Here is a 25558-nt window from a genome sequence, read left to right on the forward strand (position 1 = left end):
AGGGTCTCGGGCCGGTGCGCGTGACAGATCGCTCACCAGTGACGATCTCGAGCCCTCCTGAGGCCCCGAGATCGTCACTGACGAGCGAAAAGTCGCACCGTGTGAAGGGAATCCCGAAATTGTGGACAGAACTTTTCTCTGTCCACAGATTCGCCGCGAGACGAACCGTTCGCGGGGTTCGCCGCCATGGTGCCGGCATGAATCTCGATGACCTCTTCCGCGGTCGCTCAGCCATCCGGGTGCCCCGCTCGTCGTCGCACTATGCGCGCGTGAACCGGCTCGTCTCCGGTGGCACGCTGATCAGCCCGTTGCCGGGCGTCGTCGTGCGGGCCGGCACGCAGGAGTGGGGGGAGGTGAGGGCGGCAGCCATCCATGCCTACGATCCCCAGGCCGTGTTCACCCGCGAGGCGGCCTCTGCATTCGAGCTGGCCAAGGGCCGCTGGCCACCGATCCTCACCTTCGTCTCGCCGCGGCAGTGGCGCCTCGGCCGGCCATGGTTCCGTGCGGGGCGGGGGACCATTCCCGACCGCCACGTCTTCCGGTTCCCCCTGCCCCACACCGCGCCGGCGTGGACCGTGCTCGAGATCGCCACGCGCACCGGGTCGGACATCGTCGACGACGCCCTGAGGAAAGACCTGTTCAACCACGACGTGCTCCTCGCCACCGTCGAGGCCATGACCCACACGCCGGGCAACGCACGGCGTCGCCGGATCGTCGCCCAGTCGATCAAGCACCCCTGGTCGAGCGGTGAGCGGGACCTGCACGCGCTGCTCCGCCGGGCGCGACTGAGCGGCTGGCACGGCAACCTTGCCGTGAGGGCCGCCGGGAAGCGCTATTTCCTCGACATCGCCTTCCGCGACGAGATGGTCGCCGTGGAACTGGACGGATGGACCCACCACAGTGACTCGGAGGCGTTCGAGAAGGATCGGCGCCGGCGCAACGACCTCACGCTCGCGGGATGGCTGGTGCTGAACATCACCACGACCATGGTCAGGGACGATCCCGACTACGTCCTTCGCATCATCCGTCAGGCGCTCGAGGCCCGCCGGGCGTCGCGATGCGCGTGACAGATCGCTCATCAGTGACGATCTCGAGCCCGTTTGAGGCTTCGAGATCCTCACTGGCGAGCGAAAAGTCACACCCAGCCCCTACCGCGTAGGCTCGTGACGTGTCCCACCCGTCGCTCGACCTGGCCACCCGCCTCGCCGACGGCGTGTGCGACGACCACCTCGGGCGGGGCTTCGTGCTGCCCTGGACGTGGGGGCCCGCCCTGTTCGGGTTCAGCCTGACGCTGCTCGACGCGCGCCTCGCCCTCCGTGAACCCGACGCCCCCCTCCGCCACGAGCCCTGGCTCCGCGCCTGGTGTGACCACTGGGTCGCTCACCCACCGCGGGTGGACCAGTCCGACCTCGCCGCGCCCGGCCTCGTCACCCACGCCATGGCCGAGCTCACCGGTGACCCGGACTATCGGGCCCTCACCGATCGCGTCGTCGACTACATCCGCGACGAGCCCCGCCTCATCGGGGACGCGACGAACCACCTCGGCCCTTCGCTGATCGGGCGGCTCTATCCCCGCTCCGTCTGGGTGGACTCGCTCATGATGTTCGGCGTGTTCACGGCCCGCTACGGCCGCGACACCGGCGACCGGGCCATGATCGAGACCGCGGCCCGGCAGCCCGAGGCCTATGCCGCCCTGATGCAGGACCCGGCCAGTGGGCTGTGGTCCCATTCGTGGTGGCAGCGAACCGGCCGCGCCTTCCCCGCTGCGGGCACCTTCTGGGGCCGCGGCAACGGCTGGGTCGTCGCCGCGCTTCCCATGATCATGGAATCCATCGGCGACCACCCGCGCACCGACGCCATCGCCGGCATCCTCCGTCGCACCAGCGCGGCACTCCTGCCGCTCCAGCGCGCCGACGGAGCGTGGACCACCCTGCTCACCGATCCCCGCAGCTATCGCGAGCTGTCGGTCACCGCGCTCGTCGGGGCCGGGTGGTTGCACGGTCATCGGCTCGGCGTCCTCGACGAGGAGTACGCCGACCGCGGCCTGGCTGCCCTCGACTCGGTGGGCGCCGCCCTGCGCGAGGGGAAGAAGGGACTCGAGATGCCGGAGGTCTCGGGCCCCACGATCCCGGTGCCGCTGGTGCCGGGCCTCGGCTATCGCCTGACCCCCCGCCTGACCAACATGAGCTATGGCATGGCGGCCTACCTGATGGCCGCCGTCCGGGCCGACGAGCTGGGGGCCTGAGTCAGAGCTTGGGCACTCCGGGTCCGTTCTCCGAGCGAGCGCCAGCGAGACGAGGAGTCAGCGCTTCGGCACCGTCCCCGTGAACTGCAGTGGTCCGTGCGCGTCGTCGCCGCCGTCCACCTCGATCGTGATGTCGCCCAGCTGGTCATGGGGCATGACGAACCCCATCACGGCCTTGGCCTGACCACCGGGGGCGACTGTGCCGCGGAACGAGTCACCCACGGCGCCGGTCGAGTCGACGATCTTCGGCGCGCCCACGCCGGCGTAGTAGCCCCAGACCTTCATGGTGTCGGTCACGAACGGCGCCCCCGACTTGTTCGTCACCACGATCTCGGCGATGACGACCTGGCCGGAGGTCCCTTCGGCGCCGTGTTGGGTGCCGGTCGCCGTGGTCGCGTGGATGTCGCCGATCTCGATGAGCACGCCGTCGTCATAGCGGGCGGCCTGGTCGAAGCTGAACTCGGTGCCCTCGGGCGGCCTCGTGGGCGCCTCGGTCGGGTCATAGGAGGGCTGCGCGGGGCCTCCCGGCGCCCCGGCGGGGGCTGAAGAGGAAGGGCCGGGTGGGGGCGTCGTCCCCGGATCCTTGCCGCACGCGGTCAGCGCGGTCGCGAGGCTGACGGCGACGGCGAGGGCGGCGAGGGGACGCGGAGCGGTCATGCCCATACCGTAGACGCTGACGGACCGCGAACCCCGCAGACCTGCGGGGACACGCGCCGGGAGCGCCCGCGTACGCCGTCCCGTAGCCTTGCCCCATGAACAGGTTCCTGATCCTCGCCGGCCTCGCGCTCGGGGCGACCACCGCGGTGATGGTGCGCCAGACCCGCCGCGCCCAGGCCGAGGCCGAACTGTGGGCCGTGGCGACCGAGCCGATCGAGGGACGCCCCACCCAGGATCGACGCTGACTCACGCCAAGCGGTCCAGCAGCAGGTCGAACCACGCGAGTTTCGCGCGGACCTGCATGAGGCCGTTCTGGAGCGTCGCCCAGTTCCAGAACTCCGGGGTGTCCATCGCCGGTTCGGGCAGGTTCTCGGCCTCCAACTCATAGACCGCCATCTGCTCGACGCACTCCGCGCGCTGCTCGGCCAGGAAGCGGCGTGCGTGATCCGGGTCCGCCAGCCAGAGGCTGTAGACGCGTAGGAGCAACTCGTTGCGTGCGGCCCCCGGGCGCAGCGGTTCCTCGAGCCACACCCTCATCGCCGTTCGCCCCGCCTCGGTGACGTGATAGCGCTTCGTCGGGCGTGGTCCCGGCCCGGCGACCTCCCGGTGACCCACGAGTCCGGCCGCCTCCATCTCGCCGAGCTCCGGATAGATCTGGCTGTGGCGCGCCGACCAGAAATAGCCCAGGGGTCGCTCCATCGACCTGCTCAGTTCATAGCCCGTGGCGTCACGCCGGCATAACAATCCGAGGAGGGCATAGCGAAGTGTGGCCACGGTGCCTAGGGTACGACTATGTCTAAGTAGACATATGTCATCGTTCCAGCCGCCGCCCTCCTCCTCACCGCCTGCGGGGGTACGCCCCCCTCGGCACCCCAGGCCTCACCCGCCGCCCCGATCGCCTCCGCCACTCCGACGCCCCAGCCGAAGCCGGCGGCGTACGACGTCAAGACCGGTGTGGTGACGACCTCATCGCCACCGGCGAGGTGATCGCGGGGCCCTCCGGCAGCCGGCTGCAGGTGGCCACGACCGGGTCGGGGGAATCGGTCGCGGTGTTGCTGCACCAGACCTCCGGCAAGGGCCTGTGCGGCATGGTGCCGACCGCGCGCCACCTGGCCTCGAAGGGGGTCAGGGCGATGCTCGTGGAGTTCTGCGGCTACGGCGCGACGTCGTGCCCCGACGGGGTGAAGGGGCAGCAGGTCGCCCAGGTGAAGGCCGCGGTCGACCACGCCCGCGCGGGGGGTGCGAAGCGCGTCGTCCTCGTGGGGGCGTCGATGGGCGGTTCGGTCGCCCTGCGCTCGGCCACCGACGTGAAGGCCGACGCCGTCGTCGACCTCTCCGGCGTCACGACGTGGGGCTCGGAGTGCAACCTGACCGCGGACGCGAAGAAGGCGACGATGCCCACCCTGTTGGCGTTCTCCCCCGAGGACGCCAAGGACCTCGCCAACGCGAAGGGGGCGCTGCCGGAGATCCCCGCCGCTCAGAAGGCGGTGATGGAGGCGCCGAGCGGCCACGGCTATTCGATGCTGTTCGGCGGCCCGCTGCTCGACCAGCCGACGCCGGTGCTCGAGCGCACGACGCGGTGGGTGAAGGGCGACTACGCCTGAAACGGCGGGTGGCCGGAGGTTGCGTACATCTGGCTGACCTGATCGGCGAACGCGCCCAGCAGCGCGTCGACGTGGCCGCTGTCCCACGTGAGGGTCGGATCGGGCTCGATGTGGCCCAGCACGAGACCGACGACGAAGCGCTCGGGGTCCGACCACGCCGCCTCCCGGGAGGCGCCGAACAGCGCGCCCGGTGTTCGTCGGTCGAGCCACGCGGGGTCGGGGAGCGTGCGGGTGACGATCCCCGTCATCATGGCGCCCGCCGCGCCGGCCATGGTGAGGAACCCTTCGTGGCCCGCCAGCGGCGGCACCAGGCGATAGCCGACGAGCCCCGCCAGGTTGGCGTAGATCCCGGCGCGGCGCTCGCAGAAGGCGCGCTCGGTCTCGATGAGCGCGCCGCCGACGGCGTCCCGAACCCGTCCCGCAGGCAGACTCGGATAGGTCGCCGACAGTGAGTGATAGGTGCGCCAGCGAGGCGATGCCATGATGCGGCGGACGTCCAGGTCGATGGAGATGCGCAGGGCCTCGACCACCAGGTCGCGGCGACCCTGGCGGGTGTGGAGCTCGCCCCGCCGGGCCGCGACGAGGGCGACGAGCTGGCCCACCTCCTGCTCGGTTTCGGGGATCAATGACGTGCGCCGGACCGTCTCAACCAGCACGTCGGCGACGAAGGCGTCGCGGTTCGACCAGCGTCGGTACGCGGTGGCGCGCGAGACCCCGGCCGCCTCGATGACGCGTTCCATGCGCACCTGGTCGAGCCCGACGGCCATCCCCTCGGCCTCGATCTGGGCGACCGCGACGTCGAGCATCCGTTCGGCCACGGAGTCGGATCGGGGGCCGCTCGGGGTGTCCCCGGGTTTCACTGGACCTGACATGCGACATAGTGTCTCACATGAAGGTGAGACACCGTGTCTCATGCGACCGGAGGAGGAACCCATGTGGTGGAAGATCACGCTGATTGTCGTCGCGGTCCTGGTGATCGCAGGGGTGGCGTACGCCTACCTGTCCCCGCCCGACCCGAACGTCGGCGACCCGGTCAAGCTGCAGGTCACGTTCTCGCCCGAGGAGCAGGCGAGGATCGACACGGTGACCGTCAGCCGGGCCGAGCTGGCGGCGGCCACCTGCGACCAGGGGGCGAAGTGCTACCTCGCGGTGAACGGAGTCGTCTACGACATGGCGGCCTTCCCGAAGTGGGCCCGCGGGCAGCACCACGGCGTCCGCGCGGGGACGGACGCGACGGAGAAGTTCGTCGGATCGAGCCACGCGAAGGCCTATCTGGAGAAGCTGCCGGTGGTGGGCCGACTCGGGTCGTGATTCGGGGGTTCGGCCATCGGCGCGGCCCGCAGGTGGGAGGATGACGGGCGAAGAAACCAGTGCGAGGAGTGACCGATGACCGAGTTCGCGTACGAGGACCTGCTGCCGATCGTGGAGGACCAGACCCCCTATCGCCGGCTCACCACCGAGGGAGTGTCGACGGTCGAAGGCCCTGACGGGCGCACGTTCCTCAAGGTCGAGCCGTCGGCGCTCCGCCTGTTGTCCGAGACCGCGATGCACGACATCGCCCACTTCCTGCGCCCGGGCCACCTCGCCCAGCTGCGGAAGATCATGGACGACCCCGAGGCCTCCAACAACGACAAGTTCGTCGCGCTCGACCTGCTGAAGAACGCGAACATCGCGGCGGGCGGCGTGCTGCCGATGTGCCAGGACACCGGAACCGCGATCGTCATGGGCAAGCGCGGCCAGCACGTGCTGACCGAGGGTGTCGACGAGGAGCCACTGGCCCACGGTGTCTTCGACGCCTACACGAAGCTGAACCTGCGCTATTCGCAGAACGCACCCGTGACGTTCTTCGAGGAGAAGAACACCGGCTCGAACCTCCCGGCCCAGATCGAGCTGTACGCCGACACGATCCGCGGCCACGAGAACGCGTACAAGTTCTTGTTCATGGCCAAAGGCGGGGGTTCGGCCAACAAGTCGTACCTCTATCAGGAGACCAAGGCGATCTTGAATCCTGACTCGATCATGACGTTCCTCGAGGAGAAGATCCGCTCGCTCGGCACCGCGGCATGCCCGCCCTATCACCTCGCGATCGTCGTCGGCGGCACGTCGGCCGAGTTCGCGCTGAAGACGGCGAAGTACGCGTCCGCGCGCTATCTCGACACACTGCCCACCACCGGGAATGCCAAGACGGGCAGGGGTTTCCGCGACCTCGAGATGGAGGAACGCGTGCTCGAGCTGACACGCCGGCTCGGCATCGGCGCCCAGTTCGGCGGGAAGTATTTCTGCCACGACGTCCGCGTCGTACGCCTGCCCCGCCACGGCGCCTCGCTGCCCGTCGCGATCGCGGTGTCGTGCTCGGCCGACCGCCAGTGCCTGGGCAAGATCACGCCCGAGGGTGTGTTCATCGAGCAGCTCGAGTTCGAGCCGGCGAAATATCTCCCCGACACCGTGGATTCCCAGCTGGACGAGGATTCCGCCGGAGTCTCCGGCACCGGCAAGGGTGCGGCGGTGAAGGTGTCGCTGAACCAGCCGATGGACGCGATCCGTGCCGAGCTGGCGAAGCACCCCGTCAAGACCCGCCTCTCGCTCACCGGCACGCTCATCGTCGCGCGCGACATCGCCCACGCGAAGATCAAGGAGCGGCTGGACGCGGGCGAGGAGATGCCGCAGTACATGAAGGACCACCCCGTCTATTACGCCGGCCCGGCGAAGACGCCGACCGGCATGGCGTCGGGTTCGTTCGGGCCGACAACCGCCGGGCGCATGGATTCCTACGTCGACCAGTTCCAGGCCGCGGGCGGCTCGATGGTCATGCTGGCCAAGGGAAACCGGTCCCAGAAGGTGACCGACGCGTGCGCCGCTCACGGTGGGTTCTATCTTGGCTCGATCGGCGGGCCGGCCGCGCGGTTGGCGCAGGACTGCATCAAGAAGGTCGAGGTCGTCGAATACGAGGAACTCGGCATGGAAGCGGTGTGGAGGATCGAGGTCGAGGACTTCCCGGCGTTCATCGTGGTGGACGACAAGGGCAACGATTTCTTCGCGTCGGTGAGCAAGCCGATCGCGATGACGATCTCCACGCGCCCGGACATCGACTCGGCGCCGGCGGAGGTGCCGTCCCGGTAGAGGCGTAGCGTTCTGCGAGCGAGCCAGTCCATCCGTTCTCCGAGCGAGCGAAGCGAGTCGAGGAGCCACCATGTCCGACCTCTCCAGAGCCATCCCCCTGCTGCCCCGCGCCGCACGGATCGCGACCGATGTCATCGAGCGCATCCCCGACGGGGGCTGGGCCGACCCGTCCCCCTGCGAGGGGTGGACTGTCCGCGATGTCGTGAACCACCTCACCGCCGAGCACCTGTGGGTCCCGCGCCTGCTGGGCGGGGCCACCATCGAGGAGGTCGGTGACGACTTCGACGGTGACGTCCTGGGCGAGGCACCCGTCGACGCCTGGAGCGAGGCGATCACGCGTTCCCTGCAGGCGTGGCGATCCGCGGACCCCGAGCAGCAGATCCAGATGTCCTACGGCGCGGCTTCGGCGGCCGAGTACGCGAACCAGATGCTCGTCGACCTCGTCGTGCACGCGTGGGACATCGCCCGCGGGGCGAAGATCCCGGTCACGCTCGACCCCGAGTGCGTGGAGGCCTGCCTCGCGTACGAGGAGCCGCGCGTGGACCCGGACGGCGTCGAGGGCCTGTTCGGGCCCTCGCGTACGCCGCGCTCCGGGGCGCCGGCGGACCGGCTGCTGGCGATGGTGGGCCGAGAGGTCTCCTGACTTCGACTCCTTCGTCGCTCAGTCAACGGTGGTTTGGTCGCTCAGTCAACGCACGAGTTCCACCCCTGCGCCCGACAGTTCGCCCAGCGCGTGCCGCCGCCCGCTGCTCACCATGAGCAGCGCGAGCGCGGGGCCGCGTACGTCCGGCCCCGCACCCACCGCGAAGTCCGCGTCGTCGGCGACCAGGCGTACGCGGGTGACCAGCGACTTCGCGCCGCCGATCGCGTCGGGTGTCCGCACCTGATAGCCGATCGCCGCGACGACGGCGTCCACCGGATAGGCGCGCGTGAGGCCCAGCGGCCGCCGGATGTCCTCCCCGTGGGCGATCTCCTCGACCAGCCGGCTCTCCAGCGCGGCGATGAACGTCGGCGGTCCGGTGCGGCGGTCGGCCACCGCGCGCAGGCGCTCGAGCGTCTCGGCAGGCGTCGCGCCCCTGGCCCGGCGTACGCCGTTGGCGTTCTGGCGGTCGAAGTCGAACCGTGCGGCGGCCATCGCGCGGACCAGGCCGAACGGCGTCACGCACGCGTTGTCGATGAGGTGGGCGGCGACCTCGTGCACGGTCCAACCGGCGGCGAGTGAGGGCGTCGCCCACTCGGCCGGCGCGAGGGTGGACAGGTCATCGATGAGCGCGCGGCGCTCGGCGTGGACGGCGGGCCAGACGTCGATCGGGGTCATGGCCCCATCCTTGCCCACCCGCGGTCCCCGCCACTTCTCCCATCTTGCACAGTAGGAGTGCAAGAACTGCACGCAAGAACTGCACGTGTGCAATACTTGCACATGCGCAATCCTTGCGCCTATTCTCGATCCATGGATGACCTCACCACGACCCTCGACGAGCTCGCCGAGCTGATCGCCCGCATCGACCGCACCGATCCGCGCGCGGCGGTGCAGGACCTGCGCGTCGCGGAAACCTTGGTGAACAAGGCGTTTTCCGAGGCCATGGCCCAGTCGGCCCTGCTCGGCACGTCCCTGCGTCAGCTCGCCGCCGACGCCCGTCTCGCCCCTAACACGGTCGCCGCGCGCCTCAGTCAGGCGCCGACGTTCCGCGCGTACGCCCCCGCCGGCCGCGTCACGGCCGAAGACCTCGCCGTCGAGCGCCGCTCGAAGGCGGGTCCCTGAAGTTCACCCCGCGACGAAAGGACCGCCCATGACCGACGCCGACCTGACCCACATCGAGTTCCTCCTCGACCGCTCCGGCTCGATGGTCACCATCGCCGACGACGTCCGCGGTGGGTTCGACGCCTTCATCGCCGAGCAGCGCGCCCAGGAGGGCGAGTGCACGGTGTCGCTGGCCCAGTTCGACAACGAATACGAGGCGGTGTTCACCGCCCTGCCGATCGACCGGGTGCGGCCGCTCGAGCTCCACCCCCGCGGCTCGACCGCCATGCTGGACGCCATCGGCCGCTCGGTGATCGCGCTCGGCGACCGCCTGCGGGAACTGCCCGAGGACCGTCGACCCGCGTCCGTGATCGTCGCGATCATGACCGACGGCCTCGAGAACTCCTCGACCGAGTTCACCTACGACGCGATCAAGACGCTGATCAGCCAGCAGGAGGACGCGTACGGCTGGACGTTCATGTATATGGGCTCCGACCAGGACGCCATCGAGGTCGGCGCGAAGATGGGCATCCAGGCCGGCCGCGCGATGACCTACGACCGCGGCCAGTCGGCCGACTCCTACACAGGCCTCGCGAGTTCGGTGTCGCGCTATCGGGAGGCCGTACGCGGGGGCGCGGCCCCGCAGGCGGCCCGCATCGCCTCGGCGTTCACCGAGGAGGAGCGGCGCCGGTCGGCGGGGAACTGATCGGGGAATAGTGGCCGCTCACGCGTGTTGTCGCTGACATGACGACAACCACACGCATCGTCCTGGCCAACCGGCCCCACGGGGAGCCCCAGCCCACCGACTTCCGCACCGAGACCGCCGAACTCCAGGCGCCCGGTGAGGGACAGGTGCTGCTGGAGACGCTCTATCTGTCGCTGGATCCCTACATGCGTGGGCGCATGAGCGACGCCGAGTCGTACGCGGCCCCCGTCGAGCTGGGCCAGACCATGGTCGGCGGGACGGTCTCGCGGGTCTTCGAGAGCGGCGACCCGGAGTTCGCGGCGGGCGACCTCGTCCTGGGCTACGCGGGCTGGCAGACCCACTCGGTCGAGCCGACGTCCTACCTGCGTCGGCTCGACCCCGAGGTCGCACCCGTGTCGACCGCGCTGGGCGTGCTCGGCATGCCGGGGTTCACTGCGTACGCAGGGCTTCTGACCATCGGCCAACCCAAGCCGGGCGAGACCGTTGTGGTTGCTGCGGCAACCGGACCGGTGGGCTCGGCGGTCGGCCAGATCGCGAAGCTCAAAGGCGCCCGGGCGGTCGGCATCGCGGGTGGCCCGGAGAAGGTCGCGTACCTGCGCGAGCTGGGGTTCGACGCCGCCGTCGACCACCGCGCCGACGACTTCGCCGACCAGCTGGCGGCGGCCACGCCTGATGGCATCGACGTCTATTTCGAGAACGTCGGCGGCCACGTCTGGGACGCGGTGCTGCCGCGCCTGAACACGTACGCGCGGGTTCCGGTGTGTGGGCTGGTGGCGGGCTACAACGCGACGTCGCTGCCGGACGGGCCGGATCGCTCGGCGCAGCTGATGGGGCGCATCCTCATGAAGAGCCTCACGATCCGCGGGTTCATCCAGACCGAGTTCGCGGGCGAGCAGATGCCGCAATTCCTTGCCGACATGGGCTCCTGGGTCGCCGAGGGCCGCGTGAGCCACCGCGAGGACGTCACCGACGGGCTCGAGAACGCGGTGGAGGCGTTCCGCGGAATGCTGGCGGGGAAGAACTTCGGGAAGACGCTGGTGAAGGTGGCCGACTGAGGTCTGGCGCCCCGGAAAGTGTCACGAAACGTCCACTCGAACGGTCAGATCGGCGGCAGGGCCGCTCCGGGGCCATCGAGTGGACGTTTCGTGACATCCGGGTCAGCCCAAGGCGAGGGGGCGCACCGCGGCGGAGGCGACCCGGATCCCCTGGCCGGGCAGAAGCCGCCGGCGCTGATAGGCGCGCAGCGCCTGACCCAGGGGATTCGTGCTGAGCTCCTCGGCGAGCGTCACCGCGTCGACCAGCGCCTCGCAGGCGCCTCGACCGAGGTTGGGCGACATGACGTGGGCCGCGTCGCCCACGAGCACGTGCCGCCCGCGCACGAGCGAGGCCAGCCTCGGCGCCTCGACGACGCGGTTCACCACGGTCGCCGCGGGGTCGGCCCGCTCGAGGACCCGCAGCACCGGCGCGGGGAAGTCCGCGAAATGCTCGCGTGCCCAGGAGATCCCTGCGGCCGGGTCGGTGTCGAACTCGTGCATGGCGGCATACCAGTTCGTCGTCCCGCCGGAGTTGGGGGACATCCCGAACAGCAGGCCGCGGCCCCAGAACTCGTGCAGCCCGACCTGTCCGGGGTTGATGTCGGTGACCTCGCCGGCGACCACGCCGCGCAGCGCCAGGGTGCCGGTCGGCCGGGATCCCTGCCCCCACACGTGTTTCCGGACGATCGAGTGAGCTCCATCGGCGCCGACGAGGAGGTCCCCGTCCAGCGCCGCCGGATCGTCGATCCGGGAGCAGTGGCGCTCGACCTCGACCGGCACCGCCGCGTCCAGCACCTCCAGCAGGGTGGGCCGCGGGACCAGCCAGACGTCGTCGGGGCCGGCGGCCGCGTCAGCACGCGCCCCGAGGCCGTGAACAGCGAGGCGCCTTCGGCCCGGATGCCCTCGACCCGCACGCGCTCGTCGAGCCCCAGCCGCCACAGGGCACGCATCGCGTGCGGCCACATGCCATAGACCGTCGCCAGGCGACGCTGCTCCGGCTCGCGCTCGTGGAGGCGCACGCGGAACCGCGCGGGGTCGAGCCCCGCGGCGAGGGCGAGTCCGGCGACCCCGCCGCCGACGACGTCAAGGGTGATCAAGCGCCCACGCTACTACAGATGTAGTGCACATGCCCCGCTAGGGTCCACCCCGTGACCGATCGACGCGCCTCCGTGGTGGACGCGGCCGTACGCGTGCTCGCCCACGGCGGGACCCGGGCTCTGACCCACCGCGCCGTCGACGCGGAGGCGGGCGCCCCGGTCGGCACGACCTCCAACCACTTCCGGTCCCGGAGCGCGCTGGTCGGTGCCGTCGCCGACGCGATCGAGGCGCGGGACGTGGCCCTCGCAGCCCAGCTCGACCTCGCGCCGGTCGCCGTTGTCGCCGATGTGGCTCGCCTCGCCTCCCGCTTCGTCGCCGTCCAGTTGGCCGATCCCGGCCCCCAGCGCGCGCGGCTCGCACTGGCCGTCGAGCCGGGCATCGACCTCGCGCCTCAGCACGACCGCCTGCGGGCGCTGCTGGTGGACCTCCTGTCGGGCCTCGCGGTGGACGATGTCGACGGCCGCGCCCGCGCACTCGTCGACTATCTCGACGGCGTGCTCTTCCATGCCCTCACGATCGGCACGCGCACCCTCGACCCCGACGAGGTCGAACGCGCGGTGCTCCGGCTCCTGGCCTGAGTTCAGGCCGTCGCACCCGCCGGCGCCGACACCGACGCCCCCGGCACCCAGCGCGCCTCGAGCACGCGGCGCTCCACGGCCGCGCCGGCCGCCCGCTCCAGCAGCAGCGACGTGCACTCCTGGCCCAGCTCGACATAGTCACAGGCGATCGTCGCCAGCGTCGGGACCGCGAACCGTCCCATGGCGATGCCGTCGAAGCCCAGGATCGAGACGTCGTCGGGAACCCGGATCCCTTCCCGCGCGAACACCGTGAGTGCCCCCAGCGCCATCGCGTCGTTGCCGAACGCGACCGCGCCCGCCAACGTGCCATCGGCCAAAGTCGCTCGGCCGCCGTCACCCCGTCCGCCAGGCTGAAGTCGGCGGCGGTCGCCGCCACGAAGGTCATCCCGAGGCGTTCGCACGCCTCCTCGAACAGGTGGCGACGGCGGTGGCTGTGCACGAACTCCGCCGGTCCCGAGACGTACGCGAGCCTGTCGTGGCCCAGCTCGCGCAGGGCGCCGATCGCCTCGTCGATGGCCGCCGCGGACTCGTGGTGACAGCTCGAGAACCGCGTGTCGGGCTGGGGTCACCGGTCACGACGACCGAGGCCTCGAGCTCGTGCAGCAGGTCGAGCCGGTGGTCGTCCATTCGCGGGTCGGTGACGAGGAACCCGCGTACGGCCCGTTCGCTCCACATCATCCGGTAGGCCTGGTCCTCGTCGCGCTGGTTCGTCACGAACCGCAGCGACACCGCGAGGTCGTGCTGGGAGGCCACGGTCTCGATGCCGGACAGGAAGCTGGCGAAGAAGGGATCCTCGTCGAGCACGCGCGTGTCTCGGCGGACCACGAGGCCGACGGCCATGGGCTGGATGCCGTTCACCGCACGCGCCGCCGAACTGGGGCGCCAGCCGAGCTGGTCGGCGGCCTGCATGATGCGTACGCGGGTCTCCTCACGCATGCGGCCGCTGTCGTTGACCGCCTGGGACACAGCCCCTGTCGACACGCCCGCGAGGCGCGCGACTGGAGGCTCGCCTGGAACGACGAGTTCAACTCCAACCGCCTCGGCCCCGGTCGTCATCAACCTGCCGGGGATCTTCGACAACCTGGCGAAGACGGGCGGGCGTGGGCCGTGGTCGGGCCGACGCCGGCCGAGCGCGGCGGAACGGCGCTGACGCTGGCCGTGGAGCCTGGTCGCTGGCGCGACCTGTGGACCGGAGAGACGCACGAGGTGGCCGTGGGTGAGGCCCTGCGCCTGCCGGCCGGGGAGGGGGTGGCGGTGCTGGTCAACGAGCACCGCTTAACCGGCGAGCGCGCGGCTTTCGCACCACTGCACCGAGAACCATCGACTCCTGAAACCCCTACGGACATTGGATTCCTCATGAAGAGAACAACGAAGTTCCTCGCAGTCACCGCCTCATCGCTCGTCGTCGCCGCCGGCCGGCAGCCGACCGTCGCCTCCGCGTCCGCACCGCCGCAGGTCGTGTGTGACAAGGGAACGCCGGCCTGTCAGCCGCTCCGGATCGAGCGCAACAAGCAATATCGGCTGAAGTTCCACGACGAGATCAGCGACACCGCCCTCGACACCTCGGTGTGGAACAACGGCTGGTCGGAGGGCTGGCACGATGACGCCACTGGCATCAGCGGCCCGGTCACGAAGAGCGAGCGCGCCTGCTATGACAAGAACAACGTGAGCGTGTCGGGCGGTTCGCTCCACCTCAGGCTCGAGCAGCGGCAGTCGACGTGCAACGGCGGGGACAACGTCCCCAAGAACATGGAGTTCACGGGCTCCCACGTGAACACGTCGCGCAAGTTCGAGTTCGCCCGGGGCGTGTTCGAGACGCGTGTGCACATCGAACCGCGCGCAAACGGTGCACCGGGTTGCTCCAACTTCTCGTCGGCGTGGACGAACGGCCACAAGTGGCCGGTGCAGGGAGAGATCGACCTCTACGAGTGCCTCGCCTCGACCGCCCAGTGGCACATCCACACCGAGAACGGCCAGGTCGGCGGCGCCAAACTGCCGCTCAGCGGCTGGCACACGATGTCGTACGAGTGTAGGCCGACCGAGATCACGTTCCGCTACGACGGTGAGGTCGTCGGCGTGCAGCCATACACCAAGGACTTCATGCACTACATCATCCTGATCAACAGCGTCGGCATCTGGGCGGGACCCAACAGGGCGCCGAGCGACTTCCAGGTCGACTACGTGCGGGTGTGGCAGACGTCGAAGGGGAAGTGACATGACGCGGCGCCGCCTCCCCGGTCGGGCGGACCGGGGAGGGGGTTGCCGATCGGAGGACCATCGCCCATGACAGGGTGGAATCTCCCCAAGGAGTAGAGGACATGCTGCGACCCCAGCACACGACCACCCGCGAGTGCCTGCCCCTGAACGGCGTCTGGGACTTCAATCTCGACGCCAGTGGTGAGGGCACCACCGACCACTGGTACGCCAGCCCCCTGCGCGACCCGTCGCCCATGGCGGTGCCGGCCAGCTACAACGACCTCAGCGCCGCCGACGACGTCCGCGACCATGTGGGCGATGTCTGGTATCAGCGCCGCGTACGCACCATCGCCCGCGATCGCAACCATCCGTGCGTGGTGACGCGGTCGATCGCCAACGAGCCCGAGAGCGGCACCGAGGCGTCGGAGCGCTATCTCGCGCCGCTGTTCGACGTCGCGCGCGAGCGCGACCCCACCCGGCCGGTGGGGTTCGTGAACCTGGGCTCGGCGCCCCACGGCCAGTGCCGGGTGAGCCGGTTCGCCGACCTGATCATGATCAATCGCTACTGGGGTTGGTATGTCGCGGCCGGCGACCTCGCCGAGGCCGAGCGCGTGGCGCGTGAGGAGCTCGAGGGCCGGGCGACGGAGAACAAGCCGATCATCATCACCGAATACGGCGCCGACGCCGTCACGGGCTCCACCTGCACCCGCCGCTGCCGTGGTCGGAGGAATACCAGGTGGCGATGCTCGACATGCTGCATCGCGTGTTCGACTCCATCGACGCCGTCGTGGGCGAGCACGTGTGGAACTTCGCCGACTTCGCCACGGTCTCGGGCGTCACGCGTGTGGCCAGCAACAAGAAGGGCGCGTTCACCCGCGACCGACAGCCCAAGTTGCTGGCCCGCCACCTGCGCCGCCGCTGGGCGGGTTCACCCGGCCAGCACGCTTCCTGATCGCATTCACTGACCCAGAAGGGGATTCCCGATGACCCAAGCCGTCGACTTCACCTACGTGGAGGACGTCTCCCCCGGGACGGGGGCGCTGCCGCCGCGGGCCCGGCTGACGACCTCGGCGCCGAGCCTCGACCTCGACGGCGACTGGGCGTTCCGCTGGGTGCCGTCGCTGGCCGACGCGACTCCGGGGTTCGAGGAGCGCGACTTCGACGACGCCGACTGGCGAAAGCTGGCGGTGCCGTCGGCGTGGCAGATGACCGACATCGCCTCGCGGTGGCCGGGTCACGACCCGCTCGGGTGGGACCTGCCCGCCTACACCAACGTGCTGTATCCCTTCCCCATCGACGTTCCCCACGTCCCCGACGCCAACCCGACCGGCGAATATCGCCGGCGATTCTTTGCCCCGCAGGATTTCGCGGGCGAGGGCGGGCGCGCGCTGCTGCGCTTCGACGGCGTGGACTCGTGCTTCGCCGTCTTCCTCAACGGTGTCCTTCTCGGCACCGCCACCGGCTCGCGCCTGACCCACGAGTTCGACGCCACCGAACAGCTCGTGCCGGGTGAGAACGTCCTGGCCGTGCGCGTCCACAAGTGGTCGGCGGCGTCGTACCTCGAGGACCAAGACATGTGGTGGCTGTCCGGCATCCACCGGTCGGTGGCGCTCATCGCGCGCCCCGCGGGCGGCATCGACGACGTGTTCGCCCACGCCGACTGGACCGACGGCGTCGGCACGCTGCGGGTCGACGTGAGTGGCGGAAAGGCCCGCGTACGCGTCCCCGAGCTGGCGCTCGAACTGGCGCCCGGCGAGGAGCGCCGCCTGGACGGGGTCGAGCCCTGGTCGGCGGAGTCACCGCGGCGCTACGTCGTCGAGGTGGCGACCGACAGCGAGACCGTCACGCTGATGGTGGGTTTCCGCACCGTCGAGATCGCTGGGGAAGTCCTAATGGCGAACGGATCCCCGCTGGTGTTCCGCGGTGTCAACCGCCACGAATGGCACCCGGAGACCGGGCGTACGCTCGATCTCGACACCATGATCGCCGACGTGCTGCTGATGAAGCGCCACAACGTGAACGCGGTGCGGACGTCGCACTATCCGCCGGACTCGCGGTTCCTAGACCTGTGCGACGAATACGGGCTGTGGGTCATCGACGAGTGCGACCTCGAGACCCACGGGTTCGAGCCGATCGGCTGGGAGGGCGTGCCGGCGAAGGACGAGCGCTGGTTCCCCGCGATGCTCGACCGCATGCAGCGCACCGTCGAGCGCGACAAGAACCACCCGTCGGTCGTGATGTGGTCGCTGGGCAACGAATCCCACACCGGCCCCGGCCTCGCCGCGATGGCCGAGTGGACGCGCGACCGTGACCCGAGCCGACCAGTGCACTACGAGGGCGACTACGCGTGCGCGTACGTCGACGTGTATTCCCGCATGTATCCCCACCTCGAGGAGACCGAGGCGCTCGCGACGGGCGGGAAGCCCGACCGCGACGTCTATGGCGGGCTGGCGTTCCGCGAGCACGGCGAGAACGTGCCGCCGAAGCCGCTGATCCTGTGTGAATACATCCACGCGATGGGCAACGGGCCCGGCGAGGTGCGCGACTACCAGGCGCTGATCGAGCGCCACCCGCGCCTGGCCGGCGGTTTCGTTTGGGAGTGGATCGACCACGGGATCGCCCGCGACGTCAACGGGCAGAGGCAGCACGTCTATGGCGGCGACTTCGGCGAACCGTTGCATGACAGCAATTTCGTCATCGACGGGCTGGTGCTGCCCGACCGTACGCCGTCCCCCGGCCTGCTGGAGCTGAAGAAGGTCTATGAGCCGGTGCGCGTGATCGTGGGTCCTGAGGTGGTGGTCGAGAACCTTCACCACAGCAGCGATCTGGGGCATCTGCGGTTCGAGTGGGAGCTGGTGGACGGCCGCGGTGAGCGGGTCGTCGGAGGAGAGCTGGCGGTTCCTGCTGTGGTGCCGGGCGAGCGGGTGACCATCGCGCTGCCGACGCAGCAGGCCGGCGTACTCACCGTGCGGGCGGTGCTCGCCGACGACGCGGCTTGGGTCGAGGCCGGCCACGAGGTCACGTTCGGGCAGGGGAGGGTGGGCTTCGACTCGCTGCGCTCGCTCAGCCAACGTGAGGAGGGGCGCTCGCTCAGCCAGAGCGATCTCACGCTGGCTGAGCGTGCGCAGCGAGTCGAAGCCACGCTGGCAAGCTGTTCCGAACGCATCGTCGGTTTCGACCACGTGACCTTCGACGCCCGCGGGCAGTTGCGCTCGATCGGCGGCATCGATGTCGTGAGCCCGGCGCTCGACCTTTATCGCGCGCCGACCGACAACGATCGGATCGGCAGCCATCGCGCCGACGCCGCCGACTCCTGGCACCGTGTCGGGCTGGATCGGCTCGAACACCGAGTCGTCTCGGTGGACGAGTCCGACGGCGTCTGCGTCGTCACCCACGACGGGCCGGCGGCCACGAACGCGCACTATGAGACGACGTGGAAATGGACGGAGGCCGACGGCGCTCTGCGCCTCGACGTGAGCGGCCGCGTGGTCGGCGATCTTGGGCCGACGCTGCCGCGGGTCGGGCTACGGCTCGGCCTTCCCGCGACGCTCGACCGGCTGACCTGGTTCGGACGTGGGCCGGGGGAGGCGTACGCCGACACCTTCGAGGCCCAGCGGATCGGGCGGTGGTCGCTCGCGATCGACGAGCTCCAGACGCCCTATGTGGTGCCGCAGGAGAACGGCAACCGTGCCGACGTGACCTGGGCCGAGGTCAGCGGCGGGGGGCAGTCGCTGGCGATCGAGGCCGACGCGCCGATGAACGTGTCGTTCCGGCCGTGGACGTCCGAGCATCTGGCAGCCGCCCGGAGTCGGGGCGAACTCGTCCGGGACGGCCACCACTGGCTGAACCTCGACGTCGCCCTGCACGCCATCGGCTCGGCGGCGTGCGGGTCGCCACCCCAGTGGAAGAACTGGCTGACCCCGCGCGATTTCGAGCTGGGACTGACGTTCCGGGGGCGGTGACGCTGGACGTTCTTCGAGCGAGGCCGGCGGCGGCCGAGACGAGGAGCGGAGGTCGACAGAACGCTCGCTCGGCTCTCCTCGTCTCGCTGGCGCTCGCTCGGAGAACGGACCGGTCAGTCGCCGGTGAGCTTCAGTTCCAGGTGGCGCACGCGGGCGGCAATGTCGTCGCGGATGAGCCGCAAGCGCTCGGCGCCCCCGATGCCGCGCTTGCTGGGCTCGTCGGTGTCCCAGCGCTCGATGATGCCGCGCATGCCGGGGACCGGGTCGACCTCAGCGTCGCGGCCGAGCACCACGACGCGATCGGCGCGCGCGAGGACATCCGGATCGATGGGCTTGCAGTGCTCGCCCTCGACCGAGGCGCCGACCTCGGCCAGGCTCGCGACCGACTCGTCGTTGAGCGAGGACCCGGGATGGGTGCCGCCCGAGTGGACCTCGACGCGGTTGCCGGCCAGCTGACGCATCAGTGCGGCGGCCATCTGCGACTTGCCGCCGTTCTTGACGCACACGAACAGCACGACGGGCCTGGACTGACCGAGACGAGTGGGCTCCATGGCTCCAGCGTGGCAGATGGGTGCGACTTTTCGCTCGCCAGTGCCCATCTCGATGCCGCAGGACGCCTCGAGATCGTCACTGATGAGCGAAAAGTCACGCCGACCACCGAGTACGCCGTCGCTCGGGCCCCGCGGCCAGTGTGACTGGCCGGAGTCTGCGACCATCGCACCATGACCGCCCATCTCGTCGTCCGTGCCCGCACGCCCCTGCAGCCCGCCGACGCGCTCGACCGCCTGCTCGACCTCGATCGTCACACCGAGCTCGTCCCCCTCACCCGCCTCATCTGGACGCGCCCACTCACCATCGGGTCCACCCTGACCGCCCGCACCAGCCTCGGCCCGATCGTCGTCGACGACGTGATGCAGGTCCATGAACTCGGCCCCGACCACGCCCGCATCGTCAAGGTCGGCCGATGGATCCGAGGCACGGCCGAGATCAGCGCGACCCGCGGCCCGGGCGAAAAGGCATCCACCGTCGAGTGGCGCCAATCCCTGTCGATCAAGGGCATCCCGGCGCTCTTCGATCCCGTCGTCGCCGCGGCGGGCAAGGCCATGTATGAGGCCATCGTCCGCAGTCTCGTCCGAGACCTGGGCGAATGACCCATGGTGAACACTCCATGAACCATTCATCGTTTCATCGACAGGGCTGGGCATATGACAGCCGAGGGCGTATGGTTGAAGTGTTGTTCGGTTCGTTCTTTGCAGTAAGCAGTTTGGCATCCAGCCTGGCGGTTCTTCTTCAGAAGGCGTTTTACGAGCAGCATCGGGTGTGACAAATGGTCATTCCCACCTTCAATGAAAGAGGAAACATCATGGCTTCTGGCACCGTGAAGTGGTTCAACGCCGACAAGGGCTTCGGCTTCATCCAGCCCGACGACGGCACCGCCGACGTCTTTGCCCACTTCTCCGCGATCAACTCGACGGGCTACCGTTCGCTGAACGAGAACGACAAGGTCGAGTACGACGTCGAGCAGGGCCCCAAGGGCCTGCAGGCCTCGAACATCACCGTCTCTCGCTGACGCTGACTTCCTGAACCGCCGCCCGGGTCTCCCGGGCGGCGGTTCTGCGTTTCAGAGCCGCTTCTCCATCCATTCCACGTCGATCCAGCGGTCGAACTTCCGCCCCGCCTCGGCCCAGCGCCCGACCGACCGGAACCCATGCTTGCGGTGCAGCGCGATCGAGCCCTCGTTGGGCACGGCGATGCACGCGTACGCGCGGTGGACGCCGCGCAGCCGGGGGAAGAGGGCCGCGTACAGCCGGTCGCCGATCCCGCGCCCGGTGCACTCCGGCGACAGATAGACCGACACCTCGACCGAGCCGGCGTACGCCTCCAGCGGCCGGACCTGGCCCGTCGAGCAATAGCCCAGCAGCTCTTCCGACTCCTCGTCGATCGCGACCAAGCACTGCGCGGGGCCGTCGGCCCCGAACTTCGCGAACCACGGCCGCCGCTCGTTCACCGTCAGCGGCGTGATCGCGAACGTCGCCACGGTCTCCCGGATGTAGTGGTTGTACAGCTCGGTGAGCGCCGGCAGGTCGTGCTCGGTCGCCGGGCGGATCGTGACGGGGCGGATCATGCGCGGACCATAACGCGTGCGGACGACCGTCTGCACCCCTATCCACACCCAAACCCCCTGCCGTCGCCGAAGTCCGCCTGTGTCACCCTTGGGTGATGAATCGTCGGATCGGTCTGGCGCCCGCCCGCATCGAGCGCCAGCTCGCGCGGGTCGCCGATCGCCTCGCCGAGGCCACCGGCGTACGCCCCACCCCGCCGCCCCAGGACCACGTCCCCGACGGCGAGCCGTTCTGGGAGGTGCGCGACGACACGGCGATCTATGCGATGCGCGACGGTGACAACCTCGTCTGGCGCTGGGAGACCGAGTCGGTCGACACCCTCGCGTTCTGGGCGATCCGCGACGTCGCGTTCCGCGAGGCCCACGCCTGGGAGACCGCGACCCGGCCGCCCGGCGCGCCGTTCCGCTGGTCCGCGGCGCGGGAGCGGTGGGCCTGGCTGATGGGCGCGGCCGACGAGCAGTGGCGCGTACGCCACCTCGCGTGGCTCGAGGCCTCCGACCGCTCCGGCTTCATCGGGTGGCCGACGTGCGGCCGCGCGCCGACGCCCACCCGTGGATCGAGACCCACGGCGACGAACTGCGCTATCGGGTCAGGGCGGGCGAGCGCGACATCCGCAACGACATGACGACCGACGTCGGCGGCCTCCTGTTCTGAGCGATGGAGCCCGTGGCGCGGGAGATGGCGCGGGCCGGCTCCCCGGGCGGCGACTGGCGTACGCGGTGGCTCGAGCTGATGGTGCTGGTGAACCCCGCCTGGCGGGAGCGGGTGGAGGCGTACCTCTGAGGGCTCAGACCAACGCCCACAGCCCCTTGCCCAGCACGACGGCGCCGCCGATGCCGGCGAGCACGAGGGCGAGCGTACGCGCGTGGTGGGAGGTGACGCGGCGGGCGGCGAGCGTGCCGAGGCCGACGCCGGCGAGGACCAGGGCGACCACGATCGGCAGCCCCCACCACGGCGGCAGCCCGGCCAGGCCCGTGGGGGACATCGCGGTCTTCAGGACCACCGACATCGCGCCCATCGACATGAACGTCGGCTGGAGTGTGGCGGCGAACGCGCGCTGGTCCCAGCGCGCCAGGCGCGCATAGATGACCATGGCGGGCGCGGCCACGCCCGCGGTGGTGTTGAACAGGCCGCCGATCGCGCCCGCGACCACTATGGGCGCGCGGCCGCGTACGGTCGGGAGGTCGGGGAGCGCCAGGGACGTCGCCAGCGCGAGCAGGACGACGGCGCCGATGACGACCTGGAGCCAGGCGACGGGGAGGGCGTGGACGAGGTACGCGCCGGCGACCGCGCCCGGCGCCGCGGCGGCGATGATCCAGGCGAAGCGGCGCCACTCGACGTGCTGCAGCACGGTGAGCATGATCAGGAATCCCGACACCGTGGTCGTCGCGTTGGTGACGAGCACGCCGGTGGTGGGCCCGAGCAGCACCGACAGAGTCGGCGCGACGACCAGCCCGACGCCGGTTCCGGACAGGCGCTGCAGGAGGGCGCCGCCGACGATGGCGACCGCGGCGATGACGAGGACGGTCACGGTTCAGTCCCCGCCGCCCCCGCCGCCGTCACCCCCACCGCCGTCGCCGCCGCCGTCGCTGCCGCCGCCCGCGTCGCCGACGTCGGAGGACAGGTCGGAGGCGAGGTCGCCCAGTCCGTCACCCAGGTCGCCGATCGCGTCGCCGAAGTCGCCCATCGCGTCACCGAAGCTGTCCAGGTCGAGACCGTCGAACGCCCCGAAGTCGCCGAACCAGGCGAGGTCGGCGGCCCAATAGGTGGCGAGGCCGGGATCGGCGCCCGCCGCGGCCTCCTGGAAGGCGTGGATCCACTGGTCGGTGACGCCGTACGCGACCGCCCACGGCAGGAACCGGCTGAAGACGCCCGCGCCCGCCTCGAAGCGCAGGCGGTCGCCGTCGGCCTTCTCGAGGAACAGCTTGAAGGCCGCCGACTGATAGCGCAGGGCGCTGCCGAGGGCCGACCGGGCGCGGGCGCCGGGGCCGAACATGGCGGAGACGGGGAGGGAGCCGGCGCGGAGGTTCGGATACCAGGCGGCGTGCTGGGGTTCGGCGGCGAACGACTTCTTGAGGCCGGGCACGACCTGCGCGAGGAACGGCTTGAGCTCGGTGATCGTCGCGGGGCGATCGAGGGAGGTGAGCGCCTGGAGCAGGGCGGCCCGGAAGGGGCCGATCTCCTCGGGGCCCGCGAGGCGGTTGACCGTGACGAGCCACTCGGGCTTCGGCCTGCGGCTGATGCTCCACCGACTGGGTGGCAGGCGACGCAGGTGGACGAACCCCTCGACGGCGAGCGCGATCATCGCGGCGGCGATGTCGGGCGAGCCGACCTTGGCGTCGGTCACCATGCCGACCTGCTCGGGGCGCATGCCCTGCGGCGGGTCGAACCGGACGGCGACGACGGTGTTCACGTCGTCGCCTGTCGCCGGGCGCGTGGGACCGTCGAGGGCCGGCGGCAGCGTGCCGGGCGGGACCCCGGCGTACAGGGTGTCGTGGCGGCTGATCAACTGGCGGCCGGCGCTGCTGGCCCTGCCGTGGAGGACGACGAGGCCGACCACGACCAGGCCGAGCAGCAGGAAGATCAGGAAGGTCATCGGGGTCCTCTCGTCGGTGGTTCGAGGCTAGCCGGTGGCCGTTCCTTAGGCTGGGTCCATGACCGCACCGACGCTGCTCGACCACCTCGTCCTCGCGACGCCCGACCTCGACGCGACCGTGGCGGAGGTGGAGGCGGCGACGGGGGTGCGGGCCGAGGTCGGGGGCGTGCACCCGACGATGGGGACGCGCAATTCCCTGGTGTCGTTGGGGGGCGAGGCCTATCTCGAGATCATCGCCGTGGACCCGGACAACCCCAGGGAGACCCACCCGTTCGGGCTCGACGGGCTCACCGAGCGCCGCATCACGACCTGGGCCGCCCATCCGGCGTCGCTGGCGGAGGCGGCGGACCGCGTACGCGGGGTCGGGCTGGACGTCGGCCCGGGGCGGGACGGGGCCCGGCGTACGGAGTCGGGTGACCTGTTGGAGTGGACACTGACGATGCCGTTGGCGGCCGAACCCACGGGAATCGTGCCGTTCCTGATCGACTGGCGGGGGTCGACGTCGCCGGCGGTGACGACCGGGGCGCGGCTGGAGCTGGTGGCGTTCACCGCGGCCCACCCGGACCCGGACGCCGTGCGGCCGGCGCTCGCGGCGCTCGGGACCGACCTCGTTGTCGGGCGGGCGGATCGGGCCGCCCTGCACGCCGAGTTCGTGGGACCGGGAGGGCGGTTCAGGATCTGACTGGGACAACTGACAGCCAAGATGGTTGCACCGTGCCGTGACTGCCCGGCAGCGCGCAACGATGTCTGCGAAAGTCCAGCCAGACGAAGGAATCGGTGTGACCGCCACCATCGAGAACGATCACCGGATCATCAGCCGCGAGAAGCTCGCGGGCAACACCGCGCGACGCCATGTGGGCGGCGCTGACCGAGCTGCACTCGATGCTGTGGTTGTACGAGAACCTGGCCTTCCGCGACGGCCTCCTCCCGCACCGGCTCACGCCGGAGGAGCGCGAGCGCTTCTTCGCGGAGAGCGCGGCGTACTGCGAGTTGGTCGGCGGCCCCGAGGACGAGATCCAGCGCTCGAAGGCCGACCTGGGCGCGCTCTATGAGAAGTACGCCGACCTCTTCGGCACCTCGCCGACCATGTCGGTCTGGCCCGACTCGAGCGAGGGCTTCGAGAAGGCGATCGCGGGGCAGATCAAGAAGAACTTCCACGTGTCGCAGCTGCCTGCCGCCATCTATGGATTCGCGCTCGACCACGGGCTGTTCCGCCAGATCGCGATCGGTGCCTCGTCGGGCAAGCTGCGGAGGTCGCTGGGGATGGGCCCGGTGCGGTCGGCTGTCGCGGTGGGCGTCACGAAGGCGGCGCTGCCGCTGGTGTGGGTGCTGCAGCAGGCGCCGTTCGAGCAGCACTACATGCGGCTGATGTGGGGACCAGATGGCGTACGCTTGATCGAGAACGCGCGGAAGCTGCAGGGGGAACGCGGTCGCGTCGACTGAGCGCGAACTTGGAGCGAGGTCGCGAGCGATGACCTTGGGTTACATCGTGGAAATTAAGGTCGCGCCTCCTGTCGCTTTGGTTCATCAGGCGGGGCAAGTTTCGATTTTCTCATCTTACGTACGTGGACGCCGGTGGACTCAGCCCGAACACGTGGGAGCGGCTGGAGAGGCTGAGTTCCGCGTGGGAAGAGGCGAGACGGGTCGGCACGAGCGAAGAACCGCCGGTAGCCGAGCCAGGTCCTGGGGTCGTAGCGACCCCTACGAGACGGTCTCGAACACCCCTGACGGAAAGGGAAGTGGACGCTATCCGAACGGCAAAGGCAACCGGCGAAAGCACCATGTCAATCGCCAAGCGGTTCGGGATCCATCGGGTGACAGTGTGGGAGCACACGAAGCGGTGACCAGCGCAAGTCACGGGCAACTGCTGTCAGCGAACCATTCCCAGAGCGGCTCGT

The 25558-nt window shown here is 70.1% G+C and carries 29 protein-coding genes and 3 pseudogenes; 20 read left to right on the forward strand and 12 right to left on the reverse strand.

The annotated features are described in order from the left end of the window. Nucleotides 1-197 precede the first annotated feature (197 nt). On the forward strand, nt 198-1067 hold the full coding sequence (locus ACYVAG_RS12025) for an endonuclease domain-containing protein (protein WP_460769971.1): 870 nt from the start codon (nt 198-200) through the stop codon (nt 1065-1067). A 101-nt stretch (nt 1068-1168) separates the two neighbouring features. Then, nucleotides 1169-2245: a glycoside hydrolase family 88 protein gene (locus ACYVAG_RS12030; RefSeq protein ID WP_460769973.1), complete on the forward strand. Its 1077-nt coding sequence runs from the start codon at nt 1169-1171 to the stop codon at nt 2243-2245. A 57-nt stretch (nt 2246-2302) separates the two neighbouring features. On the opposite strand, the gene ACYVAG_RS12035 is transcribed toward ACYVAG_RS12030, so the two are convergent. After that, nucleotides 2303-2902 (reverse strand): hypothetical protein, encoded by a 600-nt coding sequence (locus ACYVAG_RS12035; RefSeq protein ID WP_460769975.1) that lies wholly within the window; start codon nt 2900-2902, stop codon nt 2303-2305. A 95-nt stretch (nt 2903-2997) separates the two neighbouring features. Here ACYVAG_RS12035 and ACYVAG_RS12040 point away from each other — a divergent pair, with 95 nt between their 5' ends. Further along, a complete protein-coding gene (locus ACYVAG_RS12040; RefSeq protein ID WP_460769977.1) occupies nt 2998-3147 on the forward strand; it encodes a DLW-39 family protein in 150 nt (49 codons plus the stop codon). Nucleotide 3148: 1 nt separating this feature from the next. Here ACYVAG_RS12040 and ACYVAG_RS12045 read toward each other — a convergent pair whose 3' ends face one another. Next, a complete protein-coding gene (locus ACYVAG_RS12045) occupies nt 3149-3676 on the reverse strand; it encodes a PadR family transcriptional regulator (protein WP_460769979.1) in 528 nt (175 codons plus the stop codon). A gap of 242 nt (nt 3677-3918) precedes the next feature. Between ACYVAG_RS12045 and ACYVAG_RS12050 the strand changes: the two genes are divergently transcribed. Continuing rightward, complete coding sequence (locus tag ACYVAG_RS12050) at nt 3919-4506, forward strand: alpha/beta hydrolase (protein WP_460769980.1); 588 nt, start codon at nt 3919-3921, stop codon at nt 4504-4506. On the opposite strand, the gene ACYVAG_RS12055 is transcribed toward ACYVAG_RS12050, so the two are convergent. Then, nucleotides 4497-5378, reverse strand: coding sequence for a TetR/AcrR family transcriptional regulator (locus ACYVAG_RS12055; protein WP_460769982.1), 882 nt, complete (start codon nt 5376-5378; stop codon nt 4497-4499). The two genes, ACYVAG_RS12050 and ACYVAG_RS12055, sit on opposite strands and share 10 nt — an antisense overlap. Nucleotides 5379-5439: 61 nt before the next feature. Between ACYVAG_RS12055 and ACYVAG_RS12060 the strand changes: the two genes are divergently transcribed. The 3 genes from ACYVAG_RS12060 to ACYVAG_RS12070 all read left to right on the forward strand — a co-directional run bounded on the left by ACYVAG_RS12060 (nt 5440) and on the right by ACYVAG_RS12070 (nt 8269). Then, complete coding sequence (locus ACYVAG_RS12060) at nt 5440-5817, forward strand: cytochrome b5 domain-containing protein (protein WP_460769984.1); 378 nt, start codon at nt 5440-5442, stop codon at nt 5815-5817. 75 nt (nt 5818-5892) lie between these two features. Beyond that, complete coding sequence (locus ACYVAG_RS12065) at nt 5893-7626, forward strand: fumarate hydratase (protein ID WP_460769986.1); 1734 nt, start codon at nt 5893-5895, stop codon at nt 7624-7626. 70 nt (nt 7627-7696) lie between these two features. After that, nucleotides 7697-8269 (forward strand): TIGR03086 family metal-binding protein, encoded by a 573-nt coding sequence (locus tag ACYVAG_RS12070; RefSeq protein WP_460769988.1) that lies wholly within the window; start codon nt 7697-7699, stop codon nt 8267-8269. Between the two features lie 45 nt (nt 8270-8314). On the opposite strand, the gene ACYVAG_RS12075 is transcribed toward ACYVAG_RS12070, so the two are convergent. Continuing rightward, nucleotides 8315-8944 carry a maleylpyruvate isomerase family mycothiol-dependent enzyme gene (locus ACYVAG_RS12075; protein WP_460769989.1) on the reverse strand — a complete coding sequence of 210 codons (630 nt, stop codon included), beginning with the start codon at nt 8942-8944 and terminating at the stop codon, nt 8315-8317. Nucleotides 8945-9076: 132 nt separating this feature from the next. On the opposite strand from ACYVAG_RS12075, the gene ACYVAG_RS12080 reads away from it, so the two are divergent. Genes ACYVAG_RS12080 through ACYVAG_RS12090 form a run of 3 tightly spaced genes read left to right on the forward strand, consistent with a single transcriptional unit; the run spans nt 9077 to nt 11128 of the window. After that, nucleotides 9077-9388: a hypothetical protein gene (locus ACYVAG_RS12080; RefSeq protein WP_460769991.1), complete on the forward strand. Its 312-nt coding sequence runs from the start codon at nt 9077-9079 to the stop codon at nt 9386-9388. A 28-nt stretch (nt 9389-9416) separates the two neighbouring features. Then, nucleotides 9417-10073 (forward strand): VWA domain-containing protein, encoded by a 657-nt coding sequence (locus ACYVAG_RS12085; protein ID WP_460769993.1) that lies wholly within the window; start codon nt 9417-9419, stop codon nt 10071-10073. A 38-nt stretch (nt 10074-10111) separates the two neighbouring features. Next, nucleotides 10112-11128, forward strand: a complete 1017-nt coding sequence (locus ACYVAG_RS12090) for an NADP-dependent oxidoreductase (RefSeq protein WP_460769995.1) — start codon at nt 10112-10114, stop codon at nt 11126-11128. Between the two features lie 102 nt (nt 11129-11230). Here ACYVAG_RS12090 and ACYVAG_RS12095 read toward each other — a convergent pair whose 3' ends face one another. Continuing rightward, on the reverse strand, nt 11231-11902 hold the full coding sequence (locus ACYVAG_RS12095; RefSeq protein WP_460769996.1) for an FAD-dependent monooxygenase: 672 nt from the start codon (nt 11900-11902) through the stop codon (nt 11231-11233). A gap of 353 nt (nt 11903-12255) precedes the next feature. Here ACYVAG_RS12095 and ACYVAG_RS12100 point away from each other — a divergent pair, with 353 nt between their 5' ends. After that, the gene (locus ACYVAG_RS12100) at nt 12256-12783 is read left to right on the forward strand and encodes a TetR/AcrR family transcriptional regulator (protein WP_460769997.1); all 528 of its coding nucleotides are present in this window, start codon (nt 12256-12258) and stop codon (nt 12781-12783) included. A gap of 2 nt (nt 12784-12785) precedes the next feature. Here ACYVAG_RS12100 and ACYVAG_RS12105 read toward each other — a convergent pair whose 3' ends face one another. The 3 genes and pseudogenes from ACYVAG_RS12105 to ACYVAG_RS12115 form a co-directional block, all read right to left on the reverse strand. Next, nucleotides 12786-13100, reverse strand: coding sequence for a substrate-binding domain-containing protein (locus ACYVAG_RS12105; protein ID WP_460769999.1), 315 nt, complete (start codon nt 13098-13100; stop codon nt 12786-12788). 17 nt (nt 13101-13117) lie between these two features. Continuing rightward, nucleotides 13118-13297 (reverse strand): annotated as a pseudogene (locus ACYVAG_RS12110) (DUF3798 domain-containing protein); the annotation flags it as partial. Between the two features lie 419 nt (nt 13298-13716). Next, nucleotides 13717-13839: pseudogene (locus ACYVAG_RS12115) on the reverse strand (hypothetical protein); the annotation flags it as partial. A 300-nt stretch (nt 13840-14139) separates the two neighbouring features. Between ACYVAG_RS12115 and ACYVAG_RS12120 the strand changes: the two are divergent. The 3 genes and pseudogenes from ACYVAG_RS12120 (at nt 14140) to ACYVAG_RS12130 (ending at nt 18941) form a co-directional block, all read left to right on the forward strand. Then, nucleotides 14140-14997: a glycoside hydrolase family 16 protein gene (locus ACYVAG_RS12120; RefSeq protein ID WP_460770000.1), complete on the forward strand. Its 858-nt coding sequence runs from the start codon at nt 14140-14142 to the stop codon at nt 14995-14997. Nucleotides 14998-15323: 326 nt separating this feature from the next. Further along, nucleotides 15324-15931 (forward strand): annotated as a pseudogene (locus ACYVAG_RS12125) (glycoside hydrolase family 2 TIM barrel-domain containing protein); the annotation flags it as partial. Nucleotides 15932-15962: 31 nt separating this feature from the next. Next, nucleotides 15963-18941: a glycoside hydrolase family 2 TIM barrel-domain containing protein gene (locus ACYVAG_RS12130; RefSeq protein WP_460770002.1), complete on the forward strand. Its 2979-nt coding sequence runs from the start codon at nt 15963-15965 to the stop codon at nt 18939-18941. A 113-nt stretch (nt 18942-19054) separates the two neighbouring features. On the opposite strand, the gene ACYVAG_RS12135 is transcribed toward ACYVAG_RS12130, so the two are convergent. Continuing rightward, nucleotides 19055-19492: an arsenate-mycothiol transferase ArsC gene (locus tag ACYVAG_RS12135; protein ID WP_460770004.1), complete on the reverse strand. Its 438-nt coding sequence runs from the start codon at nt 19490-19492 to the stop codon at nt 19055-19057. Between the two features lie 171 nt (nt 19493-19663). Here ACYVAG_RS12135 and ACYVAG_RS12140 point away from each other — a divergent pair, with 171 nt between their 5' ends. Then, complete coding sequence (locus ACYVAG_RS12140; RefSeq protein ID WP_460770006.1) at nt 19664-20092, forward strand: hypothetical protein; 429 nt, start codon at nt 19664-19666, stop codon at nt 20090-20092. A gap of 212 nt (nt 20093-20304) precedes the next feature. Continuing rightward, nucleotides 20305-20511 carry a cold-shock protein gene (locus ACYVAG_RS12145; protein WP_460770007.1) on the forward strand — a complete coding sequence of 69 codons (207 nt, stop codon included), beginning with the start codon at nt 20305-20307 and terminating at the stop codon, nt 20509-20511. Nucleotides 20512-20562: 51 nt separating this feature from the next. Here the strand turns inward: ACYVAG_RS12145 and ACYVAG_RS12150 are convergent, their stop codons facing one another. Further along, complete coding sequence (locus ACYVAG_RS12150) at nt 20563-21066, reverse strand: GNAT family N-acetyltransferase (protein WP_460770009.1); 504 nt, start codon at nt 21064-21066, stop codon at nt 20563-20565. A gap of 95 nt (nt 21067-21161) precedes the next feature. Here ACYVAG_RS12150 and ACYVAG_RS12155 point away from each other — a divergent pair, with 95 nt between their 5' ends. Together ACYVAG_RS12155 and ACYVAG_RS12160 are read left to right on the forward strand one after the other, a co-directional pair. Continuing rightward, nucleotides 21162-21689 carry a hypothetical protein gene (locus tag ACYVAG_RS12155; protein WP_460770010.1) on the forward strand — a complete coding sequence of 176 codons (528 nt, stop codon included), beginning with the start codon at nt 21162-21164 and terminating at the stop codon, nt 21687-21689. Nucleotides 21690-21721: 32 nt separating this feature from the next. Beyond that, nucleotides 21722-21847, forward strand: a complete 126-nt coding sequence (locus tag ACYVAG_RS12160) for a hypothetical protein (protein WP_460770011.1) — start codon at nt 21722-21724, stop codon at nt 21845-21847. A 4-nt stretch (nt 21848-21851) separates the two neighbouring features. On the opposite strand, the gene ACYVAG_RS12165 is transcribed toward ACYVAG_RS12160, so the two are convergent. Continuing rightward, nucleotides 21852-22595, reverse strand: a complete 744-nt coding sequence (locus ACYVAG_RS12165; protein ID WP_460770013.1) for a TSUP family transporter — start codon at nt 22593-22595, stop codon at nt 21852-21854. 3 nt (nt 22596-22598) lie between these two features. Continuing rightward, nucleotides 22599-23660, reverse strand: a complete 1062-nt coding sequence (locus tag ACYVAG_RS12170; RefSeq protein WP_460770014.1) for a DUF2207 domain-containing protein — start codon at nt 23658-23660, stop codon at nt 22599-22601. 58 nt (nt 23661-23718) lie between these two features. Between ACYVAG_RS12170 and ACYVAG_RS12175 the strand changes: the two genes are divergently transcribed. Continuing rightward, on the forward strand, nt 23719-24342 hold the full coding sequence (locus tag ACYVAG_RS12175; protein WP_460770016.1) for a VOC family protein: 624 nt from the start codon (nt 23719-23721) through the stop codon (nt 24340-24342). A 119-nt stretch (nt 24343-24461) separates the two neighbouring features. After that, nucleotides 24462-25103 (forward strand): oxygenase MpaB family protein, encoded by a 642-nt coding sequence (locus tag ACYVAG_RS12180; protein WP_460770041.1) that lies wholly within the window; start codon nt 24462-24464, stop codon nt 25101-25103. Nucleotides 25104-25558: the final 455 nt, after the last annotated feature.

It is taken from the genome of Mariniluteicoccus flavus (assembly GCF_054776655.1).